A 23,220-nucleotide genomic window follows, 5' to 3' on the forward strand; every position below is an offset into this window, starting at 1 on the left:
TTGGCTATGCTGCTTTATTTTTATACCGAAAAGCAGTATGAAAAGAATCTCTTTGCCTCCATGGCTGCTTATTTACGTGATTCAACCCCGGTTAACAATTCATCATTTGCAGATACAGAAGACAGCTTACTGATAAGAAGTGTGTCCCTGGTACACCACCTGGGTGAAAGGCGAATAGAAGTATTTGGGCAACATCCTGTAAAAGGAATAACAGCAAAATACGTTCAACCAGTCAGCATTGATCTAATGACAGGTCAGGGCGCCTGTGGAAGCTATGCTTATGTGTTGGGGAGGTTGTTACAAGAAATGAATATGGAAGTCCGTCTTCCGCAGATGACGGTGGCCAATCAAAATGCAGGACATATCCTGGTAGAAGCAAAAGCTTCTTATGGCTGGGTGGTGCTGGATGCATCTTATAGTACTGTTTTTAGAAAGCAGAACGGGCAATTGGCCAGTTTTGCCGACGTGCAATCTGACTGGGCATATTATCAGAAACAAGTTCCGCCTAATTATGATATGGCTTACCGGTATGAGGGCGTACGCTATACCAACTGGGACAAAGTACCTCTTTTAATGCCCCTGCTCAAGAATGTTATGTACTGGACGATGGGCAAAGAAAAAACCGACGGCTATTCTCTTCGTACCCTGGGATTAAAGAAATACAATGTCTTATTCAATATCACCCTTGGAGCCTACCTGCTCGTGATGCTATTCTCTATCAATGTATACATAAAAGCCAAGCGTAAGGCCACTGCCGCCAGGGTTAAGGCTTTTACCCATGACAACCGCAGCACGGCATTGCCGGCTTAGTCGATAGCTGATCATTCAGTTGTACTACTGTCTCATTTTTTTCGTTATAATCACTTGTTTGTCATTATTTGCATGTTGGACGAAGTCTGTGCAGATGTGAAATGACAGGCAGTGTCAGCATTCCTGATATTAGTTTTCATAACAATTACTTTATTGCATGTGTGGCATAGCCGGTATTCTTTACTTTAATCATCCGGTTCCGGATCACGCTGTTATAAAAAAAATGACAGACGCTATGGCGCATCGGGGGCCCGATGCGCACAATGATTTTGTACAGGGGAGGGTCGCTTTGGGACATCGTCGCCTGTCTATCATTGACTTATCTGATGCGGCCAATCAGCCATTTGCGGATCATACAGGCCGGTACCGGATCGTTTTTAACGGAGAAATATACAATTTTCAGGAAGTCAGGGCACGCCTGACTGACTACCCATTTACAACCAGTGGCGATACAGAAGTATTGTTGGCAGCTTATATTAAATGGGGGGCAGATTGCCTCACCCATTTTAAAGGCATGTTTGCCTTTGCTATCTGGGATACGGCAGAACAGGAACTGTTCATTGCCCGGGACCGTATGGGCGTTAAGCCGGTATATTATTATACGAATGATGAGTTTTTCCTTTTTGCTTCTGAAATAAGGGGATTATTGGCCAGCCGGTTGATCCCTCATAAGATAAATACAGCTGCTGTAAGAGAATTCCTGAGCTACCAATCCATCGGGTTTCCACTTTCTATTATTGAAAATATAGTTCAGCTGGATGCTGGTTCCTGTATTACGATCCGTGGTGCAAGAGTAGTCTCTAAAAAGTATTGGGATATTACTGCTTCTGTTGGCGATGGGCCTTACCACGATAAAAAGCAGGTATTGCAGCATATTCGTAATCTGTTGCGGGATTCAGTAGAGCGCCGGTTGGTGAGTGATGTCCCGATCGGAGCATTTTTATCCGGAGGCATAGACTCAAGTGCGGTAGTGGGCCTGATGGCAGAGGTAAGTAAATCAATGCCCAATACGTTTACCATTGGTTTTAGTGAAAAAGAGTTCGATGAATCACCATATGCAGCACAAATAGCGAAGAAGTTCAACACAAATCATAACCAGATACTGCTAAAGCCTTCTGTTTTTCTTGATGAGCTTACGAATGCTTTGGATGCCATGGATACGCCCAGTGGCGATGGTATTAATACCTATGTAGTATCAAAAGCCATCCGGCAAAGCGGACTCACTGTTGCGCTGTCTGGGGTAGGTGGAGATGAACTGTTTGCCGGATACCCTTTTTTCCGGCAATACCTGCAATTGAAGAAATTCAGCAAAATATGGGGGGCTACGGGTTGGGCAAGACAACTGGCTGCTGCTGCTTATTCACTCAAAGGCTCTAACAAAGCCGGCAGAGTACAACAGTTACTGCGAGCTCCCTCCTGTTCGGTTAGCTCTTTCTATCCTGAATTCAGGAGGATATTTTCCCCATCATTGTTGTCAAAACTAACCCGCCTGGGCGGTGATCCTACAGCACTTGAAAATAACCTGTTGGCCTTAAATGGAGGTTTCGAAAAGTTTCCGGCTTTGAGTCAGGTGTCGATAGCTGAATACCTTGGTTATACCCAACATACTTTACTGAAAGACACGGACCAGATGAGTATGGCGGTGTCTCTTGAAGTGCGTGAACCTTTCTTTGATCATGACCTGGTTACTTATGTATTGGGAGTTCCGGATACACTGAAGTTTCCACATACACCCAAAAGCCTGCTGGTGGATTCCCTCCAGGGTTTATTACCTCCTGAAATTGTTCATCGTCGCAAGCAGGGATTCCTGTTTCCATGGGAAGTATGGATGAAACGGGAATTACATGACTTCTGCGATCAACGCCTGAAACGGATGGCGGAACGTGATTTTGTTAATGGAAGTCAATTACTGGCCTATTGGGAGCGGTTTCAGAAAGGTGATCCGGGAGTGCGGTGGATGGAGCTGTGGTTGTTTGTGGTGCTGGAATATTGGATGGAGAAAAATAGCTATTGATCTGTGCATAAATCTATTTTAGTTTTTATAGACTGGTTTGATCCGGGTTACAAAGCAGGTGGTCCCATACGTTCTGCAGTTAATTTTGCGCGGCACCTGCAACATCACTATAACGTATACGTTTTTACCGGTGACCGTGACCTTGGCTCTGCTGTTCCCTACGACAATATAAAAACCGACGTATGGACCTCTTATGATGAGCAGGTGAAGGTGATGTATTGTTCACCAGCAAACCTGCGCTGGAAATACATCCGGGATATTATACAGGATGTCAATCCTGATCATATTTATCTCAATAGCCTGTTCTCAAAATATTTTACTATTTACCCTCTCCTGATTAATAGATCCGGAGGATGGAAAAGCAATATGGTACTCGCTCCACGAGGCATGTTGAGAAACAGTGCGCTTCAATATAAAACAGCTAAAAAGAAATTGTTCCTGCGTCTTTTCAGGTGGCTTTTTGTGCACCGGCATATTTCTTTCCAGGCAACAGACGATACAGAATTCAATGACGTTAAAAAGAACTTTGGCGAGTCGGCAAGGGTGCTGCAGATACCCAATTTCCCGGCCTACGTACAGGGTTATCCAGGCAGCTTGTCAAAAAGACCTGGTGAATTGAGTATTATTTTTGTGGGGAGGCTCCATCCTATTAAGAATCTTTATTTTTTATTAACGTGTTTAAAAGGATTGAAAGGGAAGGTTTTGTTAACGGTGATCGGTAGTGAGGAGGATAAAGCATATGTAGATCAGTGCCGTAGTTTATCAGTCTCGCTGCCTGAAAATATTACTGTGAAATTTGAAGGAGAAAAGCCCAATCATGAATTACCTGCTATAATAGCTCAACACCATGTTTTTGGCCTGCCAACCCAGGGGGAGAATTTCGGTCATGCTATTTTTGAAGGCCTTTCTGCGGGCAAACCTGTATTGATCAGCGATCAAACTCCCTGGCGTGGGATGGTTTCGGTAAAAGCAGGATGGGATATTTCACTGGCAGATAATACGGGATTTGTAAAAGCGTTACAGGAAGCGCTTGATATGGAGCAGAAGCAATACGATGAATGGTCTATGGGTGCATGGCAATATGCTCACCAATTCAGTGCCGGCACGGATGCATTGTCCAAATACACCACTTTATTTCAATGAAAAGGACAACAGATCTTTCGACTTATTCAAACACCTGGTATAAAGCTGAGATCGGCGCTTCTGCTTTTAAGCGGGTTGCGTGGTACCTGGTAAATGTTTGTTTCTTTATAAATCCATTGAACCCCCTCTCCTCCTTTAAATGTACGCTATTGCGCTGGTTTGGTGGAAAGATCGGGAAAGGGGTGGTCATAAAACCTGCTGTCAATATCAAATATCCGTGGAAACTGACCATCGGGGATTTTTCCTGGATCGGTGAAAAAGTATGGATCGATAACCTGGGGAACGTGATTATAGGCAGGAATGTGTGTATTTCGCAAGGTGCTATGTTGCTCACTGGTAATCATGATTATACAAAAGCATCATTTGACCTCATGGTATCCGGGATTGTTCTGGAGGATGGGGTTTGGATAGGCGCTAAATCCCTGGTTTGCCCGGGCGTGCATTGTGAATCCCATGCTGTATTATCGGCCATGTCGGTTGCCAGCAAAAGGCTTAATGCCTACACTATTTATCAGGGAAACCCTGCCGCAGCAGTCCGCGAACGATCTATCAGAGAATAAGTTATGAAAATAACGATTATTACGGCTACTTATAATAGTGCGGCTACGGTACGCGACACGCTTGATTGCATTGCACGGCAAAGCTATCAGGCTGTTGAGCATATCATTGTAGATGGCCTTTCGACCGATAATACCCTGGAAATTGTAAAAGAATTTCCACATGTGGCGCAGATGGTCTCCGGAAAGGATAAGGGGATCTATGATGCCATGAATAAAGGGTTGAAGCTGGCCACGGGCGAAGTAGTGGGCATCCTTAATTCAGATGATTTTTATGATAACCCGGAGGTACTTTCGAGGGTTATGACAGCATTTAGTGATCCTTCTGTGGATGTTGTATACGGTGATCTGCAATATGTTAAGAAAAATAACGTTTATGTTGTCACTCGTAACTGGAAAAGTGGGCAGTACAAGAAGAAATACTTTTATTATGGTTGGATGCCCCCGCATCCGGCTTTTTTTGTACGCCGGAAGATTTATGAAGAGGTCGGATTGTTCAATACTGATTTACGATCTGCAGCCGATTATGAAATGATGTTACGCATTCTGGTGCGGCATAATGCCAAGGCTAGTTATATTCCCAGTGTGCTGGTTAAAATGAGAGCCGGAGGAATGAGTAATGCATCATTAAAAAACAGATTGAGGGCCAACCGGGAAGATAGAAAGGCCTGGGACCTGAACGAACTGAAACCATTTTTTTTTACGACCTGGCTCAAGCCAATGCGTAAAATTATTCAATTTATAACCAGATAAACACTATGTCAAAAGTTGCTTTGATTACCGGCGTAACCGGCCAGGATGGAGCTTATTTAACTGACCTGCTTCTAAAAAAGGGATACATTGTTCATGGTATTAAGCGCAGAAGTTCGCTGTTTAATACAGAGCGTATTGATCACCTCTATCAGGATCCGCACGAAAAAAATATACAGCTGAAGCTGCATTACGGTGACCTTACTGATTCTACCAATTTGATTCGCATCATCCAGGAAACACAACCTGATGAAATATATAATCTGGCTGCCATGAGCCATGTGGCGGTGAGTTTTGAAACTCCGGAGTATACTGCCAATGCCGATGGTATCGGCACGTTACGCATCCTGGAAGCGGTACGTTTACTGGGCTTAACGAAGAAAACAAAGATCTACCAGGCTTCTACTTCAGAGCTATACGGAAAAGTGCAGGAAATTCCCCAATCGGAAAGGACGCCCTTCTACCCACGTTCACCCTATGCGGTAGCTAAAATGTATGCCTACTGGATTACGGTCAATTACCGGGAAGCTTACGATATGTATGCCGTAAATGGTATCCTCTTTAATCATGAATCACCTCTGCGCGGTGAAACATTTGTGACGCGTAAGATCACGCGTGGTGTAGCCAAAATTGCATTGGGATTACAGGACAAAATTTACCTGGGTAACCTGGACGCCAAGCGTGATTGGGGACATGCCAAGGATTATGTGGAAGCGATGTACCTGATATTACAACAACCCAAACCGGAGGATTATGTAATTGCTACGGGTGTTACGACGCCGGTGCGTGAATTTGTGCGCATGGCGTTCAATGAAGTAGGTATTGAAGTGGAGTTTAAAGGCAAAGACGATAAGGAAATTGCTGTCGTTACTGCCTGCAAAAATCCTGACTTTAAAATAGCTGTGGGAAAAGAAGTGGTAGCTGTAGATGCCCGCTACTATCGTCCAACAGAAGTGGATCTGTTGATCGGTGATCCTACAAAGTCGCAAACACAGCTGGGATGGAAGCCCAAATATGATCTGGCCGGATTGGTCAAAGAAATGGTAGCCAATGATGTAGAGCTGTTCCGGAAAGAGGTATTACTGAAAGACTCGGGCTATTACGTGCGCAACCAGTTTGAATAATAATTGAGCTAACTTTGCAAATTATTACAAGTTTTTACAAGCAATGAACAAGTCAGATAAAATATATGTAGCCGGTCACCGGGGTATGGTAGGTTCTGCTATTACACGCAAACTCAAAGCGGAGGGATTTACTAACCTGGTATCGCGCACATCCGCAGAATTGGATTTGCGTAACCAACAGGCTGTTGATGATTTTTTTGCCCTGGAAAAACCTGATTATGTTTTTCTGGCAGCGGCTAAGGTTGGCGGCATCCAAGCCAATAATACCTACCGCGCAGATTTCATTTATGGAAATATCATGGTCCAGAGCAACGTAATCCATGCAGCCTATATGCAAGGAGTTAAGAAGCTCATGTTTCTTGGATCTTCCTGTATTTATCCCAAGCTGGCTCCCCAGCCTTTAAAAGAAGAATACCTGTTGACGGGTTTGCTGGAACCGACCAATGAGCCTTATGCTATTGCGAAGATTGCAGGCATTAAAATGTGCGATGCTTATAGAGCCCAATATGGTTGTAATTTCATTTCGGTAATGCCTACTAATTTATATGGGCCGAATGATAATTATGATCTGAATAATTCACATGTATTGCCGGCCTTGATCCGTAAATTCCATGAGGCCAAAATTAATAAGGAGCCGAAGGTGGTGATGTGGGGAACTGGCAATCCAAGACGGGAGTTTATGCATGCAGACGATATGGCAAGTGCCTGTTTTTTCCTGATGCAAAACTTTGATGAAGAAGGCCTGATAAATGTGGGCGTTGGTGAAGATATAGCGATCAAAGATCTGGCACTGCTGGTAAAAGAAATTGTAGGATATACGGGAGAGATACAGCACGACTTGAGCAAGCCCGATGGCACACCACGCAAACTAATGGACGTATCGAAGTTGAATAATATGGGGTGGAAAGCCAGTATAGAGCTGCGTGGAGGGGTCGAAAAAGTATATAAAGATTTTGTACAAACTGAGCAAGTGGTTCATTAAGTCTGGCATAAAAATAGAAAGAGGCATAGGATGTTCTCTATCTTTAAAAGAAAAAAAGCTGTTAGTGTTGACCTGAGTGATCTGGGTACAGATATGCATTCGCATCTGTTGCCGGGAATAGATGACGGTAGCCCGGATGATGCGACTTCTCTTACGTTGATAAAAGGACTGCAAAATTTGGGCTACCGGCAGTTTATTACCACGCCCCATATTATGTGGGATGTGCATAAGAACAACGCCACGAGTATTACGAATGCCCATGGGCAACTACAACGGTCATTGCAACAGGAGGGATTGACCGTACCGGTAAGGGCTGCTGCAGAGTACTACCTGGATGATCATTTCGACGAATTACTGAGGAAGGGTATTCCCTTGCTCACCATAAAAGATAACTGGGTGCTGGTAGAGTTTTCCTTCATTGCCGCACCTAGGAATGTAAAAGAGACTTTATTTGAACTTCAGATAAAAGGCTACAAACCTATTCTTGCTCACCCCGAGCGATACAATTACCTGGTTTCCCAAAAGAGCTGGTATGATGATTTGAAAGAAGCAGGTTGCTATTTTCAATTAAACCTGTTGTCTCTCACTGGCTATTATGGTAAAATACCCAATGAGCTGGCTCATTATTTCATCAAAAAGAAGTACATAGACCTCTTGGGAACCGATCTGCACCATGAACGCCACCTGGACGCATTGCGTTCCTCTACCTCCCTGATGGATGGCGTAAAATCTCTCCTTGATTCCGGTAATATATTAAATGCCTCATTGTAAAAGGCACTTATAGAACTTCTTCCAGGCTTTCTTTTGTTGCTTGTAAAGTAACATCGAGGTCTTCCTGCGTCAATGCATTGTTCAGGAACCAGCTTTCAAAGGCCGAAGGTGGCAGGTAAACGCCTCTCTTGAGCATAGCGTGGAAGAACTTGTTGAACAATTGATTGTTGGCAGCAGCGGCCGTCGCAAAATCTGTTACGGGGCGATCGCTAAAGTGAATGCTGATCATTGATCCCAGCTGATTGATGACGTAAGGAATGCCGGTAGCTGCTAATATAGTATCAAGGCCATCTTTGAGATAAATGGTCTTTTCTTCAATTTCCTGTAACAGTTGGGGTTGCTCATTCAAGACTGTTAATAAGGTGTAACCGGCGATCATAGCGATGGGGTTGCCACTTAAGGTGCCGGCCTGATACACATTACCCAAAGGAGAAACCACTTCCATGATATGTTTCTTTCCTCCAAATGCGCCCACAGGCATGCCTGCACCAATCACCTTTCCATAAGTTACCAGGTCTGCATCAATACCCAATCTTTCCTGTGCGCCACCTTTGGCAAGGCGAAAGCCCGTCATAACTTCATCAAAAATGAAAAGGATACCTTCTGCATCGCATATCTTCCTAAGGCCCGCGAGGTAGCCTGATTCGGGTAAAATACAACCCATATTGCCTGCTACGGGTTCAATGATGATGGCGGCTATCTGCTGCTTGTTTTCATTGACCAGTTTTTCCACTGCCGCCAGGTCATTGTAGGCACAGGTGAGTGTATCTGCTGCTACACCAGCGGTAACACCCGGAACGGTCTGAATATTGAAAGTAGCTACTCCACTGCCAGCCTTCACGAGGAAGGAATCGGCATGGCCATGATAACAGCCTTCAAACTTGATGATCTTATTTCTTCCGGTATAGCCACGGGCTACGCGGATGGCGCTCATACAGGCTTCTGTACCGCTGCTCACCATGCGAATCAGGTCTACATTGGGCACCATGCTCTTGATCAGCTCGGCCATGCGGATCTCCAGTTCGGTAGGAGCGCCATAAGAAGTAGAGTAAACAGCCTGCTCCTGGATGGCTTTTATCACGGGCTCATAGGCGTGGCCCAGGATCATGGGGCCCCATGATGCGATATAATCAATATACCGGTTGCCGTCTGCATCATACAGGTAGGCGCCCTTTGCTTTGGATATAAATAAAGGTGTTCCTCCTACGCTTTTAAAAGCCCGCACCGGTGAGTTTACGCCGCCGGGAATAGATTGCTGGGCACGTTGGAACAGTGATTCGCTCTTTTGAATTGTCATATGCGTGAAATATGTCTTATAGTTTTGGTATTATCAATATACAAGGGCCTTAACTTCTCACGAGATCAATCTCACTGCGTCCTTGGCGAAATAGGTAGCAATCAGGTCGGCACCGGCGCGCTTAATAGATGTCAATGTCTCCAGGATGGCTTTTTCCTCGTTGAGCCAGCCCATTTTGGCGGCTGCTTTGATCATGGCATATTCTCCACTGATATTATAAGCACTCACGGGGATATCGACACTGTTCTTCACTTCCCGGATAATATCGAGGTAGGCCAGTGCAGGTTTTACCATCACAATGTCGGCGCCTTCCTGTACATCCATCAGGGTTTCTTTAATAGCTTCTGTGCGGTTGGCATAATCCATCTGGTAGGTCTTTTTATCGCCAAAGCCAGGTGCTGAGTCCAGCGCATCGCGGAAAGGACCATAAAAGCAGGAGGCATATTTGGCGCTGTAACTCATGATACCGGTTTTGGTAAACCCGTTTTCCTCCAGGGCGCTGCGGATAGCGCTGATGCGGCCGTCCATCATATCACTGGGTGCTACAAAGTCGGCCCCGGCCTGTGCATGGCTCGCACTCATATTGGCCAATACTTCCACGGTAGCATCATTGACGATCTCGGTTCCTTCTACGATGCCGTCATGCCCATAGGAAGAAAAAGGATCAAGGGCCACATCGGTCATCACCAACATCTCCGGACAGGCATCTTTAATGGCCCGGATGCTTCTTTGCATCAGGCCCTGTGGGTTTAATGCCTCTGTTCCTCTATTATCCTTCAGCTCGTCTTTGCACTTAATGAAAAGCAATACGCTTTTCAAACCCATGCTCCACAGTTCTTTTACTTCTTTTACTGTATTATCCAGGCTCTGCCGGTAGTAACCGGGCATAGAGGGTATCTCCAGTTTTATGTTGGTACCTTCATCAATAAACAATGGTACAATAAAATCATTAGGGGTCAGTATGGTTTCAGCTACCAATGAGCGGATGGCTGGCGACTGACGTAATATCCTGTTTCTTCTTTGCAAATACATACATTATGTTTTAGGCGCCGGGACCTTTCCCCGGGCTTGCCATTATTCAATCCAGTTAACGGGCTGCAGGCATACCTGTTGCAGCCTTTCTTCTTCAGAACCAACTTCGGGCTGGTAGTTATAGTCAAACCTGACGGTGGGGGGCAGGCTCATCAGGATGCTTTCAATGCGTCCATTGGTCTTGAGCCCAAAGATAGTACCCCTGTCATGTACCAGGTTAAACTCTGTATATCTTCCACGGCGTATTTCCTGCCAGTATTTATTTTCGGGGGTAAAGGTCATGTCCTTGCGCTTTTCCACGATGGGAATATAAGCGGGGAGGAAGGCATCGCCACAGGCTTTGCCAAAGTTCATCCAGTAATCAACGTTATGCGCTGCCTCCGGGCGCTGGTAATCATAGAAAATGCCGCCAATGCCCCTGCGCTCATTGTTGCGATGCCTGTTCACAAAATACTCATCGCATTCCTTTTTGAACTTTGGATACAGGGATGTATCAAAGCGGTCGCACACTTTCTTATAGGTACCGTGAAAATGAATGGCATCCTCATCAAATAAATAATAGGGAGTGAGGTCGGTACCACCACCAAACCAGCGGTCAATCACTTCGTTGTTGGCGTTGTACAATTCAAACATGCGGTAGTTGCAATGTACTGTGGGAACGAACGGATTTGCAGGATGCAGTACCAGGGATAGGCCACAGGCAAACCAGTTGTCTCCGTCAATTTTCAATTGGGTACGCATGAGGTCGGTCACAGGGCCAAACACGATGGATGTATTGACCCCTCCTTTCTCGAATACTTTACCTCCTGCTATCACCCTCGTTTTACCACCGCCACCTTCTGGTCGTTCCCATTTATCTTCTTTAAAGGTAGCTTGCCCGTCAACTTGTTCAAGACCCTTGCAGATGCGGTTTTGCAGATCGTGGATGTAGTTGATCCAATTTTCCTTAATGCCTGGGGCTGCTATCGATTCAGTGCTCATGATTGAAGAAATTTTAGGAGGGGGGCTATAAACCGGTCGAAGGCTTCAATATGTGGCAGGTGTCCTACATTTTCGAGCTCTACCAGTTTGGAACCTTTTATTTTATCGCGGGTCTGTTTTCCAAGGTTAGGGTAATTCCCCAATGTTTTTCTCGCTTCTTCCGACGTCTGTGCTTTGCCCAGGGCGGTCCGGTCACGCTGTCCTATGATCAATAAGGTGGGTACCTTGATGTGTTCGAATTCATAACATACGGGTTGGGTAAAGATCATATCGTAGGTAAGCGCCGAATTCCAGGCAATACGATTGTATTCGGGGCTCAATGTCCAACCTGCCAACAGGTTTACCCATTCGTCGTAGGCCGGATTCCAGTGACCACCATAATAATTCTCCAGCTGGTATTTCTTAATGCTGTTGTAGTCCTGTTTCAATTCAGACTGATACCAGGCCTCTATGGGCTGGTAAGGTACTTTTAATTTCCAATCTTCCAACCCGATCGGGTTTTCCAGTATGAATTTCTCTACCATGTCCGGGTACATCAGGGTAAAGCGTGTGGCTACCATGCCTCCCATTGAATGGCCCAGTACGGCCACTTTGGTGATCTGTAAGGTATCCAGCAGGGCTTTGGTATTCCTGGCCAGTAACTGGAAGCTGTATTGGATAGCGGTAGGTTTGGAAGACTTTCCAAAGCCAACCTGATCGGGCATGATGACGCGAAAGCCTTTATCGGCCAGGGCATGGGCAGTTTGCCGCCAGTAAGCGCCATTGAAATTCTTGCCATGCAGCAATAAAACTGTTTTGCCGTTGGCATTGGCCGGCCTCAGATCCATGAAAGCCATCTTCAGTGGCTGCGTCTGGATAGTGAGGTTGATGTACTGTACGGGAAAAGGGTACTCATAGTTTTCCAGGCAAAGACCCAATGCCTGGGGCTGCTGTTGAGCCGGGGAAACAATAAATGACAAACACAGGATCACAAAACCAGCAAGACGTTTCATCAATTGTGTTTTCATAAAGGAATGTTTTTAATTCAGGCTTTGTGGCGGTAGTTCTTCACCGTATTCACAAAAGCCCGTGCATGATCTACAGGCACATTGGGTAAAATACCATGCCCCAGGTTGGCGATATGGCCATGTCCGCCGAAAGCTGCCAGCATTTGTGTTACTTCCTGCTCAATAACGGGGATGGGAGCCAATAGTTTGGCGGGATCAAAATTGCCCTGCAGTACTACTTTGGGGCCTGCCATTTGCCGGGCCAGGGCAGGTGTAATGCACCAGTCGATACCCAGGCCATGAGCGCCGGTAGCTGCCATGCCTTCGAGTGAATGCCAGGCGCCTTTGGCAAATACAATGGTAAGCACCTCGTCTTTGAGGGCTGCCACGATCTGGCGGATGTAGCGGAGGGAGATATTCTCAAAATCGGCCGGGCTCAGCAATCCACCCCAGCTATCAAATATTTGTACTATGTCAGCACCGGCTTTTACCTGCTCTTTTAAATAAGCAATAGTCGTGTCGGTGATCATTTGTAAAAGACGGTGGGCGGCTTCAGGTTGGGTATAACAGAATGCTTTGGCATCGTCGAAGGTTTTAGAGCCTTTGCCTTGTACCATATAGCACAATAAGGTCCAGGGTGCGCCTGCAAAACCAATGAGGGGCACACGACCATTCAATTCTTTTTTGGTGAGGCGCAGGGCGTCGAATACATAACCGAGTGATTCCTGCACATCGGGTATATGAATCCTGTTGAGGTCGCTGGCTTGCCTGATGGGTTCTGGTAAGAAGGGTCCTTTGCCTTCCAGTAATTGTACTTCCAGGCCCATGGCTTTGGGGATGACCAGTATGTCGGAGAAAATGATGGCGGCATCTACGCCTACCTGGTCAATAGGCTGGAGGGTGATGGCTGTAGCCAGTTCGGGTGTTTCGCAGCGTTCAAAGAAAGAATACTTCTCCCGCAGTTTGATATAGTCGGGCAAATAACGTCCTGCCTGACGCATCATCCATACAGGGGTACGTTCGGTTTGTTCTCCGCGCAAGGTGCGTAAGATGAGGTCGTTTTGCAGCGTTGTACTGCTGGTGGGGGTGGCTGTGTGCTGAGTGGATGATGTCATTTTTATTGGTTCTTGCTATTATAAATCAATGTTGGAGGTAAGACCATACGCTGTCCAGCATACTCTGCTGGGTGGGCGCTTCGCTGGTGATCACCTGGTTGTTGGTATCGTGGCCAATGGCTTCGGCTGTGGTGGCGCCGATGGCAAAGCAGGGTGTATTTTGCTGTAAGGTATTGACTGAAAAAAAGCTCTTCACGGCACTGGGACTGAAGAAAAGGATGGCGTCGAAGGAGTCATTTATTTTGACTGGTGTAGCGAAGGTCTCGTACACAACTATTTCTACCACTTCAATGTCAGCATCTTTCAGCAGATTGGGCAATGTATCCAGGCGTTGGTTGCCACAGAAGAAAACCACCTGTTTAAATTGTCCGTTGGCAATGATGGCTGCAGCCAGTTCGGTAGCATTGGGTGCTGTAGCGATAACCTGCTCTTCAGAGAGTGCTTCGATAACCCGGTCTTTGGTGGCTCCGTTCAGACAGAACACCTGCCATTGGTCGGGTACGAAATAGGCATCACCGCCACGCAGGTATTTCTCTACAGCTGTTACGGCATGCTGACTGGTAAATACGATGGCTGTATCGCCACGGGTGCCCATCCATGGCCATATTTCCTGGTATTTACTTTGGGAAAAGATGGGATGGATAGTAATAAATTCCTGTTCCAATACCTCCATACCTTTTTGTTCCGTTTGCGCTTTGAGCGCCGGATCAATTTTTTTGGTGCTAAGTATGGTATGTTGAGCCATATTATTAATGGGTTGCCCCTGTTTTTTGAATATTGTCGGCAATTGGCTGGCCGCCATTGGCGAGTAACTCTTTGGCGAACAGGTTTCCTGCACCGGTAGCAGCATCACGGGTTATTGTTTTTTCAATAACTGCTTTTTGCACGCCATCTATGGAAAGGATATTGCCCTGGAAACGGATCTGTCCGTTCTTTACTTCGGCCAGTGCACTGATGGGAGTGGAACAGCCGCCTAACAAGGTGCGCAGGAAATCACGTTCTATCTGTGTGCAGAGGGCTGTATCCCCGTCGTTGAAAGCCTGGCAAATAGCAGCGATCTCCTTGTCTTCTTCGCGGCATACCACCATGATAGCGCCTTGTGCGGGGGCTGGTAACATCCAATCGAGTTCAATGGATTGTTCGGGCCGGAGGTTAATTCTTTCCAGGCCTGCGGCGGCAAAAATGGCTCCCTGCCAATTGCTGTTGGCTACTTTGGCCAGGCGGGTATTTACATTCCCGCGCAGGTTTTCTATGGTATGTTGAGGATAACGGTTGAGCCATTGTGTTTTGCGGCGGATGCTGGAGGTGGCTATCGTGAATCGTGAGTCGGCAATCGGCAATGGGTTCTTGCCAGTGGTGGTGGTTGATGGAGTTGGCACCCACTGACTGCTGATGAACCCTAATTCAGTGCTCAGCTGCGACAGGTCGCCTTTGTATACGAGGAGGTCTTTCCAGGAAGCTCTTTTGAGGGCTGCGGCTGGCACAATGCCCTGTGGCAATTGTGTGGGTACATCTTTCATGGAATGTACGGCAATGTCGATCCGGTTATTGAGCAGGGCGATGTCGAGGCTGCGGGTAAAGATGCCCTGCACGCCCATTTCATACAAAGGGGTTTTGAGGTCGATATCACCTTCACTTTTAATATAGACCAGTTCGGCTGGAACGTTTTGACCTGCCAGCAGTTCTTTTACCTGCATAGCCTGCCACACGGCCAGTTGACTTTCCCTGGTACCGATGCGAATCGCTTGTTTCATGCAACAAAATTAGTTAGAACCCGTGGCAATAAACTCGTTGATGGCTTCAATATAATAGCAGCCGCGTTGGTTTACCCGGCGCATTTTAGAAGCCATGCCATTGATCACGCGCTGAATTTTTGCATCAGCGTCGATAGTGAAGGTTGTTGAAACGGGAGAAAGGCCCTGTAAGTAGGGAGGGAATGCCTGAATTTCCTGTAATTTGGTTTTTACGGCTTTCAATACTGGTACATGCTTGCGCATTTCGAACCAGTCCATGAACTCAACCATGTGCTCGTCGATGATGAGCCTGGCTTTGGGAATTTCCGCTTCACGCTTCTGTAATGTCTCGTCCTTCAGTTTTGACAGTTCGTCTACATTTACCAAATGTACATTGGGTAAATCCTGAGCAGCTATCTCTACATTGTAGGGGATGGACAGATCGATGATCAGTTTGTCTGTCTTGCCTTCGAGGTGCGCTTTTAATATGGTTGGGTGAGCCGCGTTGGTGGCCACCAATATAATATCTGAATTGTCGATGTATTGGGGCAGTTGATTGATGGGAGCATGGAGCAGGCCCAACTCATTGGCCAGCTCTGCAGCTTTATCAGCCGTGCGGTTGATGAGGGTGATATCGGTTGTTTCCAGGTAATCGACCAGGTTTTTGCAGGTGCTGCGTCCTATTTTGCCAATACCCAGCAGCAATATCTTTTTACCGGCGAGGCTGTTGAATTGCTGTTTGATGTATTGTACAGCGGCGAAGGAAACAGATACGGTACCATCGCTGATGGCTGTCTGGTTCTTTACTGCTTTGGAGGATTGGAGTACACCATTCACCAGCCGGTCGAGGTAGGTGCCTACAAAATCATGGTCACGGGCAAACTTCACAGCTACTTTCAGCTGACCTACAATTTCATAATCGCCCAATATCTGTGAGTCGAGACCAGCGCCAACAGCAAACAGGTGTTCAATGGCGTCGGGGCCTTTCTTGATGTAAGCTAATTGATTAAAAGTATCCTGGTTGCCTTCGGTCTGTGTGCAAAGGAGACTGATGAGTTGACCTGCCTGTTCGGCGAAGCCATAAATCTCTGTGCGGTTACAGGTAGAAAGAACAAATAACTCATGCAAACCATAAGAGGGGGCGAGGGCAAGGAGGGAGGCGTATTGTTCATTGCTGATGGCAAACTGGCCCCGGATCGCTGCATCGGTTTTCTTATAGTTAATCCCTGCTATAAAAAACTTTGATATGTCTTTACTACTATGTCCGTGCATGAGGTAAGTGGTTCAGAGAGTTGACACCGCAAAAATACTTTCGCAAGCGCCAATCACCTAATATATCTGTCATTTCACTGTCATTTTACCCGATGAGTTGTATCACATAAAGAGGTGAGGTAAATCAACCGTTTTCGGGTGTTTATTTGTCTAAATTGGCCATGGAACCGTGTTTTAACGCCATCCAATACTGTGTGCAAACGTTTCCGGATGTGGGAATCAAGGATTATACGAACACTTGTTTGTCACATGGCATGTGATACGGTTGTTATTGTATATGGTAAAAAATAATTGTTGAGGCAGGTTACTGAATTACTTTTGCAACCTATTATATGAGTATGAGCGCAACTAAAAGAGGCATCGTTTTAATGAATCTGGGATCGCCGGATTCTACAGAAGTAAAGGATGTACGCAGGTACCTGGATGAATTTCTGATGGATGGAAGGGTAATCGATACGCCTTTATTGTGGAGGGCATTGCTGGTAAAAGGGATCATTGTTCCCTTCCGGGCACCCAAATCGGCGACTGCCTACAAGTCGATATGGACCAAAGATGGTTCGCCACTTATTGTGATCAGCAAACAACTACAGGAGGCTTTGCAGCAAGAAGTAGAGGAGCCGATAGCCCTGGCTATGCGGTATGGTGCGCCTGCCCCATGGACGGCTTTCGATGAATTGCTGGAAAAGCAGCCCGATCTGGAAGAGGTGGTGCTGGTGCCTTTGTATCCGCATTATGCCATGTCGAGTTATGAAACAGCTGTAGAGTATGCAAAAAAGATACATCGCAAAAGGAAATATGCTTTTAAGTTAACAGTAGTACCTCCTTTTTATGATGATGCTGCTTACCTGGAAGCGTTGGTTGATAGCATCAAACCTTACCTGGATAAGGAGTACGATAAAATTGTGTTCAGTTACCATGGTATTCCTGAGCGGCATGTTCAGAAAAGTGATGTAACAGGACAGCATTGTTTTAAGTCGGCGGATTGTTGTTCGGTTGATTCCGAAGCGCACAAGACCTGCTATCGTCATCAATGTATTGTAACTACCAATAAGGTAGCGCAGGCGTTGAATATTCCTGCTTCCAAATATACTTTCTCTTTTCAGTCAAGACTGGGGCGTGATGAGTGGCTGAAACCCTATACAGCCGTGCGTTTGGCGGAATGGCCCAAGGAAGGGGTAAAGAAATTGCTGATCCTTTGTCCGGCATTTGTAAGTGACTGTCTGGAAACACTGGAAGAGATGGGAGAAGAAGGCCGTGAGATATTTCTTCATGCCGGCGGAGAGGAGTTTACATTACTGCCATGTTTGAATGTTCATCCGATGTGGATCAAAGCGTTGAAGGGATTGTTGGAAAAGGCGCAGTAAGGATGTAAGCGTAGGCAGTAGTAATTACAATATTCTTATGTATCTATACATCAAGGCGCTCCATATCATTTTTGTAGTAACCTGGTTTGCGGGTATGTTCTATATGCCGCGGTTATTTATTTATAATGCGGAAGCAGCTGCAAAGCCAGGGCCGGTAAGGGATGCATTACGGGAGCAGTTTGGGGTGATGCAGAAGCGGCTGTGGTATGGGATCACCTGGCCATCGGCTGTGCTTACGCTTATCTTAGGGTCTACTACCTGGTATTTATTGGGCGTCACTCCCACCTGGCTGGTGATCAAACTGGCTTTTGTAGTGGGCTTGTACGCTTACCATTTCTCGCTGCACATGATCTTCAAGCAACAGCAACAAGGTATATTCAAATATAGTTCACAACAACTGCGTATCTGGAACGAAGTGGCTACGATCTTCCTGGTGGCGATCGTAATGCTGGTGGTGGTAAAGCAAAGTCTCAGCTTTGTTTGGGGTATTACGGGATTGCTGCTTTTTGTGATCCTGCTGATGAGTGCTATTAAGATCTACAAGTATTTACGGGAGAAAAAGTAGGGAAAAAGAATATAGAATACAGAATTCAGCATATAGAAGAAGCTAAAACAGCGCTTTTGTGTGTAATAATGCCTGTTCAGGGCTATTTTGCTATTTTCTGCCTGAGAGCAGGAAATGCAGCATTGGACCCAACTGAAGGCCTGAGCACAAGTGTTTATAAAACAATAAGATAATAGGGAAAAATAACCGGGAGGATGTATAAAATGAGAAAAACCTTTCCAACGCCATTAGAGTTTTAAAAGGAAAGGGGAGCAGGAATACTCCCCTTTTTAACCCCTAAACCCTAAACCGTAGAAAAGGTTTTTCATGTAATGCATTATAAAAATAAATCAAATATCTTAATTAAATGCAGTAAAATTTCTTAGGATATGTTGCAAATTTCAAGCCGTAAAACCACCATTTCAATTTTGCATACTATTCGCAATTCCTGCATCATTGTAACGTGAGATATATTTCCATAAATTATGCCAAAGGTGGAGTTTTGGGAAAAACTATTTTCTGAACGGCAGGTTTGTTAAGTGTTTTAATGTCATTTTAACGAATCAGTGTAACAGAGCCTGATTGTCGCAATAATTTGCCGTTTAGATCAATTCCTTCAATTACCCAATAATAGGTAGCAACGGGCAATAATTGTCCATTTTTATTCCCATTCCACACTAATTTGAGGTCTTTACTCTCAAATACTAACTGTCCCCAACGGTTGAAGATCTTCAAAGCATTTAATTTAAAGTACCCGGTTACTCCAATCCGGAATTCGTCGTTGATACCATCATTATTGGGGGTAAAGGTATTAGGGATATCCAATTTGGTCATATCTATGACCTTGATGCTCACCTGCCCGGGTTCACTGGTGCAAGGGCCGGCTTGGTATATAATATAATAACGGGTATCCTCCGGCACTTTTTTCAGGGTAAAGCTGCCCGTTTGATTTTGCTCAATAAGCGCATTAGTGCCCGCATGGTACAATGCATAAGTAGCGCCAGCCCTGGGATTCCTGACTTTCAGGGTGCCATCCGTATTTCTGGGTATGGTAATATTGTCGCATTGCGGGGCAGGGAGGGGCATTATAACCTGGGGGATAGAAAATTCACTACTCTTTAATGTGCAACCATTGATATCTTTTATGACGAGGTGGTAGGTACCAGCCTGGAGCCCGGTAACGGTCGCCTGCTGTCCCACGGGTATATTGGTATTATTGTACCACTGGTATTGCAAGGCGCCCACGGCGCTGGTGGCGGTGATACCGGCAATACTCCCTGTCCCAAAACCACAATTGTCTGGCCGGATCACAGCCCCGGTTTCATCCATGGCCGGAAGGGCCTGCATGACGATGGCTTTTTTATAGATCGATTGTTCGCAGCCGTTGGTATCGGTGGCTATTAGGAAATAAGTAGCCGGGTTCAGGTTGGAGATTGAAAGGCCCGTACCCGTTTGGGTAAGACTGTCCAGCAGCCAGCGGAAACTAAATAATGACTGGTCATTACTGAGGTCGTTGACGGTGATACTGCCATTGGGTTGGTTACAGGCAGCATCTTTTACCACTGCGCGGGTTACTGCAACGGGTAAGGGAGGCGCAATACCTATATTATATATATGACTTTTTACCTGGCAGTTGAAGATGCTGTTGGTAGCCCAAAGCTGGTAACTGCCGGCAGGCAGCTGACTGACCTCAGGGTTGTTGCCAACGACCTGGCTGGTGGTTAAATTATGCCATTGCCAGAAAGTAGCGCCGGCTATTTTCATGCCGGTAATGCTGCCATTATTTCTGGTGCAGCCGGCGTTGGTGACGGTAAGTGTACTACTATCCAGGGTTACTGTACCATTGTCCAATACCACAAAGGGGGCAGATACCACGGTATCGCAGGTACTTCTGTCCTTTATTTTTAACCTGTACTTCCCTGCTTTTATGGATAGCAGAGAAAGATCATTGCCGACAACGGCGCCACTTTCATCTACCCATAAGGCTTCTACCAGGCCAGTAGTGTTGACGGTTGTGATATTGAAGATATTTCCGTTGGCTTGTCCGCAGGTAGCATGGGTGACCTGTACCGCTGATACTACCAGGGCAGGGGCAGGCGTAGCTGCTACGGTGATCCAGTTGGTAGAGTCTCCACAACCCGCAGTATTGTCCAATACGATGAATTTATAACGGCCTGCTGCTATGTTTAACAGGTCGGTGGTGGTAGCTACTATATTCCTGTTTTCGTCGATCCATTGTGGGGTAGAGAAGTTCATACCGGAAAGTGTGAGGCCGGTAATGGAACCATTTGCCTTGTTGCAGGTAGTGATCTGGGTTCGAAGGTTGGTGATGTCTATATCCGGCGATACATTGGTAATGGTATAAAAGTTGGTGAATTTATCACAGGAGCCATCGCTCACTTTGAACCGGTATGTACCAGCCGGTACATTGGTGAGGCACATATCGGTACTGATGGTATTGCCCAATGCATCTTCCCAGGACCAGCTTACTGCCCCTACAGCTTTCAGTCCGCAAATAGAACCATTGTTCTTATTGCAACGGGCAGTAGTCTTTATAATGCCGGCACTGGAATCGATATCGAGTGTATTGGCAGGTACAATAAAAGTAAACTCTTCCTGGCAACTGCCTGAACCAACGGGTAACCACAAGGTATAAGTGCCTGCGGGTACGTTGGTGAGACAGGTATCACGACCGACTACGATACCGGTTATATCTCTCCATTCCCAGTCTGCGCCACTGATGATCTTCAAGCCGCAGATAGCACCCAGGGCATTGCAGCTAACGGGTGTAATGAGCAGGTTATCATCTTCCAGTAAAGGGGCTGAATATTCAGAAGTTGCGCCTTGTGGGTCGGTGGCAGTAGCTACAATGCTTTTACCGGTGAGTGATGGATCGGTATAGGTCCATTGGCCGGTAGCATCTGCTATGGCAATAATGCCAAGGTGTGTTTTCCCTTCGCAATTGGGGCAGTCATCATCAGTATAAAGATCCACGGTGGAGTTGGGTAAGGTAGTGCCGCGAATGGTACCGGTAGCCTGGTTGAGGCCGTTGACGGTAATAAAAGGTTGTGGGCGGGCGCCATTGGCGGCAGCCCAGTTCTCGATGGCCACGGCTCTTTTGGCATTGCAATAGGTGCTGTTGTACCGGAAAGTAATGTTGGAGTTGCCATAGAGGTGGACGGCGAACTGGTTGCAATAGCGTATACGGTTTTCATTGCCTGGTCGTGTATCACCAATGATGCCCATGGCGCAACTTATAATATTGATGCCAATGCCCATTGTGGTATTGCGGATAGGCAGGTTGCGTTTTTCACCGCCTATCAGGTTTTGTTCAATGGCGAAATAGCTTTGTACATCGGCGAGTGAAATGGCTATGTTGCGGGATCTGCCGGCAATGTAGTTTTTCCGGATAATGATACCGGCATCGGCCCTGTTGACGGAATTGATTTTGTTGTAGGCTTCGATGTGGATGCCAGTAACTGAGTTGATGGCCACCATATCGTCATTGACGTCGATGCCTAGTTTATTGTTGATGATGAGGATGCTGTCGTTGAGGGCAGGGTCGGGATGTCCTTTGCAGTAAACATCATTGAGGGCGCTGAAGCGGTTGCCTTGTTCCGGGGCCTCGCCGCCTATAAACAGGTCGGTAGCACGGTCGAAATAGAGGCAGTAATCATTGGTAGCGGGTGTGCCCGGATCGCCTGGTCTGGTGCCAGCAATTAGTGTGGTGGAAATGCCATCTTCCTTTACACCCATGATATTGGATTGTACGGTAATGTGGTGGCAGGGCGCGCCCCTGAAATATTCTGCATACACGGCTCTTGCCCAGCCGCTGATGAGGTTGCCTTTGCCAGGGGCGCCAATGATGACCTCGCTGCATTGGCGCAGGTTGATGCCGTAGAGGTGTTGCGGCGGCTGGCCGGTAGTGCGGTCGCCTACCTGTGCCCACAAAAAGAGGCCATAGATCTGGATATTGGTGGCATTGGTAGCCTGGAAAATGAAATAATACCGGCTATTGTCGGTAAAAAAGCCTTGAATGGCTACGGCTACTTTCGCATCGGTAATGCCATATGCATCGCCTGTTTGTGTGCTGCCGTCTATAATGATGTTGGAGGTAAGGGCGGGCAGGGGATTGTTGGGGGCCAGCAGGATGGTGGCGGGACCACGACGGGTGGGGAGGTCAAAAGTGATGTAATCGGTAACGGCGGTGCCGTTGGCATTGGCTTTTTCAATGGCATCACGGAGGCTGCCGGCGCCGGTGGGCAGGGCGCTATTTACCACAAAGGTGTCGGCCCATGCAGGGGAATAACAGAATAAGGTTATTAATACTGATATATATATCAGGTGATCTCTCATGTTAGTCCGGTCATTCTAAAGTTAACACGGATTATGCAGATTTGGGCGGATTTCGTGGATTGAAATGTTGGATTGAACTGCAGATTGAGCAGACTTCGGGGGTGAGGGGGATCATCGTCAAGTATAACAGCGCATTATGGGTACTTGGCAATATGTGCGATAGGGTTGAGGCAGGTAATCCATTGATAATCTATGGGTAATCTACGGCTGATCCCCGGGCTGATCTTCTCTGAAGGTTCTCTAAACGTTCTCTGTATGTTCTCTGTAGCTATTGCCGTATTTGTGTATTTTATAATGTGTTTGCCACCCATTTTTGTGTAGGAAGTTGAATGCTGTGTGAAGACGGTCCTATATAGGTATATTTCTGTAACTTTGCACACTTTTTAACT

At 46.4% G+C, this 23,220-nt stretch carries 19 protein-coding genes; 10 read left to right on the forward strand and 9 right to left on the reverse strand.

The window, feature by feature from the left end:
• The first annotated feature begins 6 nt into the window (after nt 1-6).
• From D3H65_RS25420 to D3H65_RS25455, 8 genes are all read left to right on the forward strand, one after another.
• Nucleotides 7-810, forward strand: a complete 804-nt coding sequence (locus D3H65_RS25420; RefSeq protein ID WP_119052990.1) for a hypothetical protein — start codon at nt 7-9, stop codon at nt 808-810.
• 157 nt (nt 811-967) lie between these two features.
• Entirely contained in the window at nt 968-2,824 is a 1,857-nt protein-coding gene (asnB, locus tag D3H65_RS25425) for an asparagine synthase (glutamine-hydrolyzing) (RefSeq protein ID WP_119052991.1), read from the forward strand.
• 3 nt (nt 2,825-2,827) lie between these two features.
• A complete protein-coding gene (locus D3H65_RS25430) occupies nt 2,828-3,967 on the forward strand; it encodes a glycosyltransferase family 4 protein (RefSeq protein ID WP_119052992.1) in 1,140 nt (379 codons plus the stop codon).
• On the forward strand, nt 3,964-4,527 hold the full coding sequence (locus D3H65_RS25435) for a WcaF family extracellular polysaccharide biosynthesis acetyltransferase (RefSeq protein WP_119052993.1): 564 nt from the start codon (nt 3,964-3,966) through the stop codon (nt 4,525-4,527). Before D3H65_RS25430 ends, D3H65_RS25435 begins: the two co-directional genes overlap by 4 nt.
• A 3-nt stretch (nt 4,528-4,530) precedes the next feature.
• Complete coding sequence (locus D3H65_RS25440) at nt 4,531-5,277, forward strand: glycosyltransferase family 2 protein (protein ID WP_119052994.1); 747 nt, start codon at nt 4,531-4,533, stop codon at nt 5,275-5,277.
• Between the two features lie 5 nt (nt 5,278-5,282).
• Nucleotides 5,283-6,398, forward strand: a complete 1,116-nt coding sequence (gmd, locus tag D3H65_RS25445; protein ID WP_119052995.1) for a GDP-mannose 4,6-dehydratase — start codon at nt 5,283-5,285, stop codon at nt 6,396-6,398.
• Between the two features lie 43 nt (nt 6,399-6,441).
• Nucleotides 6,442-7,380, forward strand: coding sequence for a GDP-L-fucose synthase (fcl, locus tag D3H65_RS25450; RefSeq protein ID WP_119052996.1), 939 nt, complete (start codon nt 6,442-6,444; stop codon nt 7,378-7,380).
• Nucleotides 7,381-7,410: 30 nt separating this feature from the next.
• Nucleotides 7,411-8,151, forward strand: a complete 741-nt coding sequence (locus D3H65_RS25455; RefSeq protein ID WP_119052997.1) for a tyrosine-protein phosphatase — start codon at nt 7,411-7,413, stop codon at nt 8,149-8,151.
• 7 nt (nt 8,152-8,158) lie between these two features.
• On the opposite strand, the gene hemL is transcribed toward D3H65_RS25455, so the two are convergent.
• From hemL to hemA, 8 genes are read right to left on the reverse strand one after another with little or no spacing between them, the layout of a single operon-like run.
• Nucleotides 8,159-9,448 (reverse strand): glutamate-1-semialdehyde 2,1-aminomutase, encoded by a 1,290-nt coding sequence (gene hemL, locus D3H65_RS25460; RefSeq protein ID WP_119052998.1) that lies wholly within the window; start codon nt 9,446-9,448, stop codon nt 8,159-8,161.
• 57 nt (nt 9,449-9,505) lie between these two features.
• Nucleotides 9,506-10,480 (reverse strand): porphobilinogen synthase, encoded by a 975-nt coding sequence (gene hemB / locus D3H65_RS25465; RefSeq protein WP_119052999.1) that lies wholly within the window; start codon nt 10,478-10,480, stop codon nt 9,506-9,508.
• A gap of 42 nt (nt 10,481-10,522) precedes the next feature.
• A complete protein-coding gene (hemF, locus tag D3H65_RS25470; RefSeq protein WP_119053000.1) occupies nt 10,523-11,461 on the reverse strand; it encodes an oxygen-dependent coproporphyrinogen oxidase in 939 nt (312 codons plus the stop codon).
• Complete coding sequence (locus tag D3H65_RS25475; RefSeq protein ID WP_245999588.1) at nt 11,458-12,468, reverse strand: alpha/beta fold hydrolase; 1,011 nt, start codon at nt 12,466-12,468, stop codon at nt 11,458-11,460. Before D3H65_RS25475 ends, hemF begins: the two co-directional genes overlap by 4 nt.
• A 17-nt stretch (nt 12,469-12,485) precedes the next feature.
• Nucleotides 12,486-13,562, reverse strand: coding sequence for a uroporphyrinogen decarboxylase (gene hemE / locus D3H65_RS25480; protein ID WP_119053001.1), 1,077 nt, complete (start codon nt 13,560-13,562; stop codon nt 12,486-12,488).
• A 25-nt stretch (nt 13,563-13,587) separates the two neighbouring features.
• A complete protein-coding gene (locus D3H65_RS25485; protein WP_162915813.1) occupies nt 13,588-14,307 on the reverse strand; it encodes a uroporphyrinogen-III synthase in 720 nt (239 codons plus the stop codon).
• A 4-nt stretch (nt 14,308-14,311) separates the two neighbouring features.
• Complete coding sequence (locus D3H65_RS25490) at nt 14,312-15,316, reverse strand: hydroxymethylbilane synthase (protein WP_119053003.1); 1,005 nt, start codon at nt 15,314-15,316, stop codon at nt 14,312-14,314.
• A gap of 9 nt (nt 15,317-15,325) precedes the next feature.
• Nucleotides 15,326-16,567, reverse strand: a complete 1,242-nt coding sequence (hemA, locus tag D3H65_RS25495) for a glutamyl-tRNA reductase (RefSeq protein ID WP_119053004.1) — start codon at nt 16,565-16,567, stop codon at nt 15,326-15,328.
• Nucleotides 16,568-16,905: 338 nt separating this feature from the next.
• On the opposite strand from hemA, the gene hemH reads away from it, so the two are divergent.
• Nucleotides 16,906-17,931 (forward strand): ferrochelatase, encoded by a 1,026-nt coding sequence (gene hemH, locus D3H65_RS25500; RefSeq protein ID WP_119053005.1) that lies wholly within the window; start codon nt 16,906-16,908, stop codon nt 17,929-17,931.
• A gap of 37 nt (nt 17,932-17,968) precedes the next feature.
• Nucleotides 17,969-18,496: a CopD family protein gene (locus tag D3H65_RS25505; RefSeq protein ID WP_119053006.1), complete on the forward strand. Its 528-nt coding sequence runs from the start codon at nt 17,969-17,971 to the stop codon at nt 18,494-18,496.
• A gap of 534 nt (nt 18,497-19,030) precedes the next feature.
• Here D3H65_RS25505 and D3H65_RS25510 read toward each other — a convergent pair.
• Nucleotides 19,031-22,831 (reverse strand): T9SS type B sorting domain-containing protein, encoded by a 3,801-nt coding sequence (locus D3H65_RS25510; RefSeq protein ID WP_119053007.1) that lies wholly within the window; start codon nt 22,829-22,831, stop codon nt 19,031-19,033.
• Between the last annotated feature and the right edge of the window lie 389 nt (nt 22,832-23,220).

It is taken from the genome of Paraflavitalea soli, from assembly GCF_003555545.1.
GTDB lineage: Bacteria > Bacteroidota > Bacteroidia > Chitinophagales > Chitinophagaceae > Paraflavitalea > Paraflavitalea soli.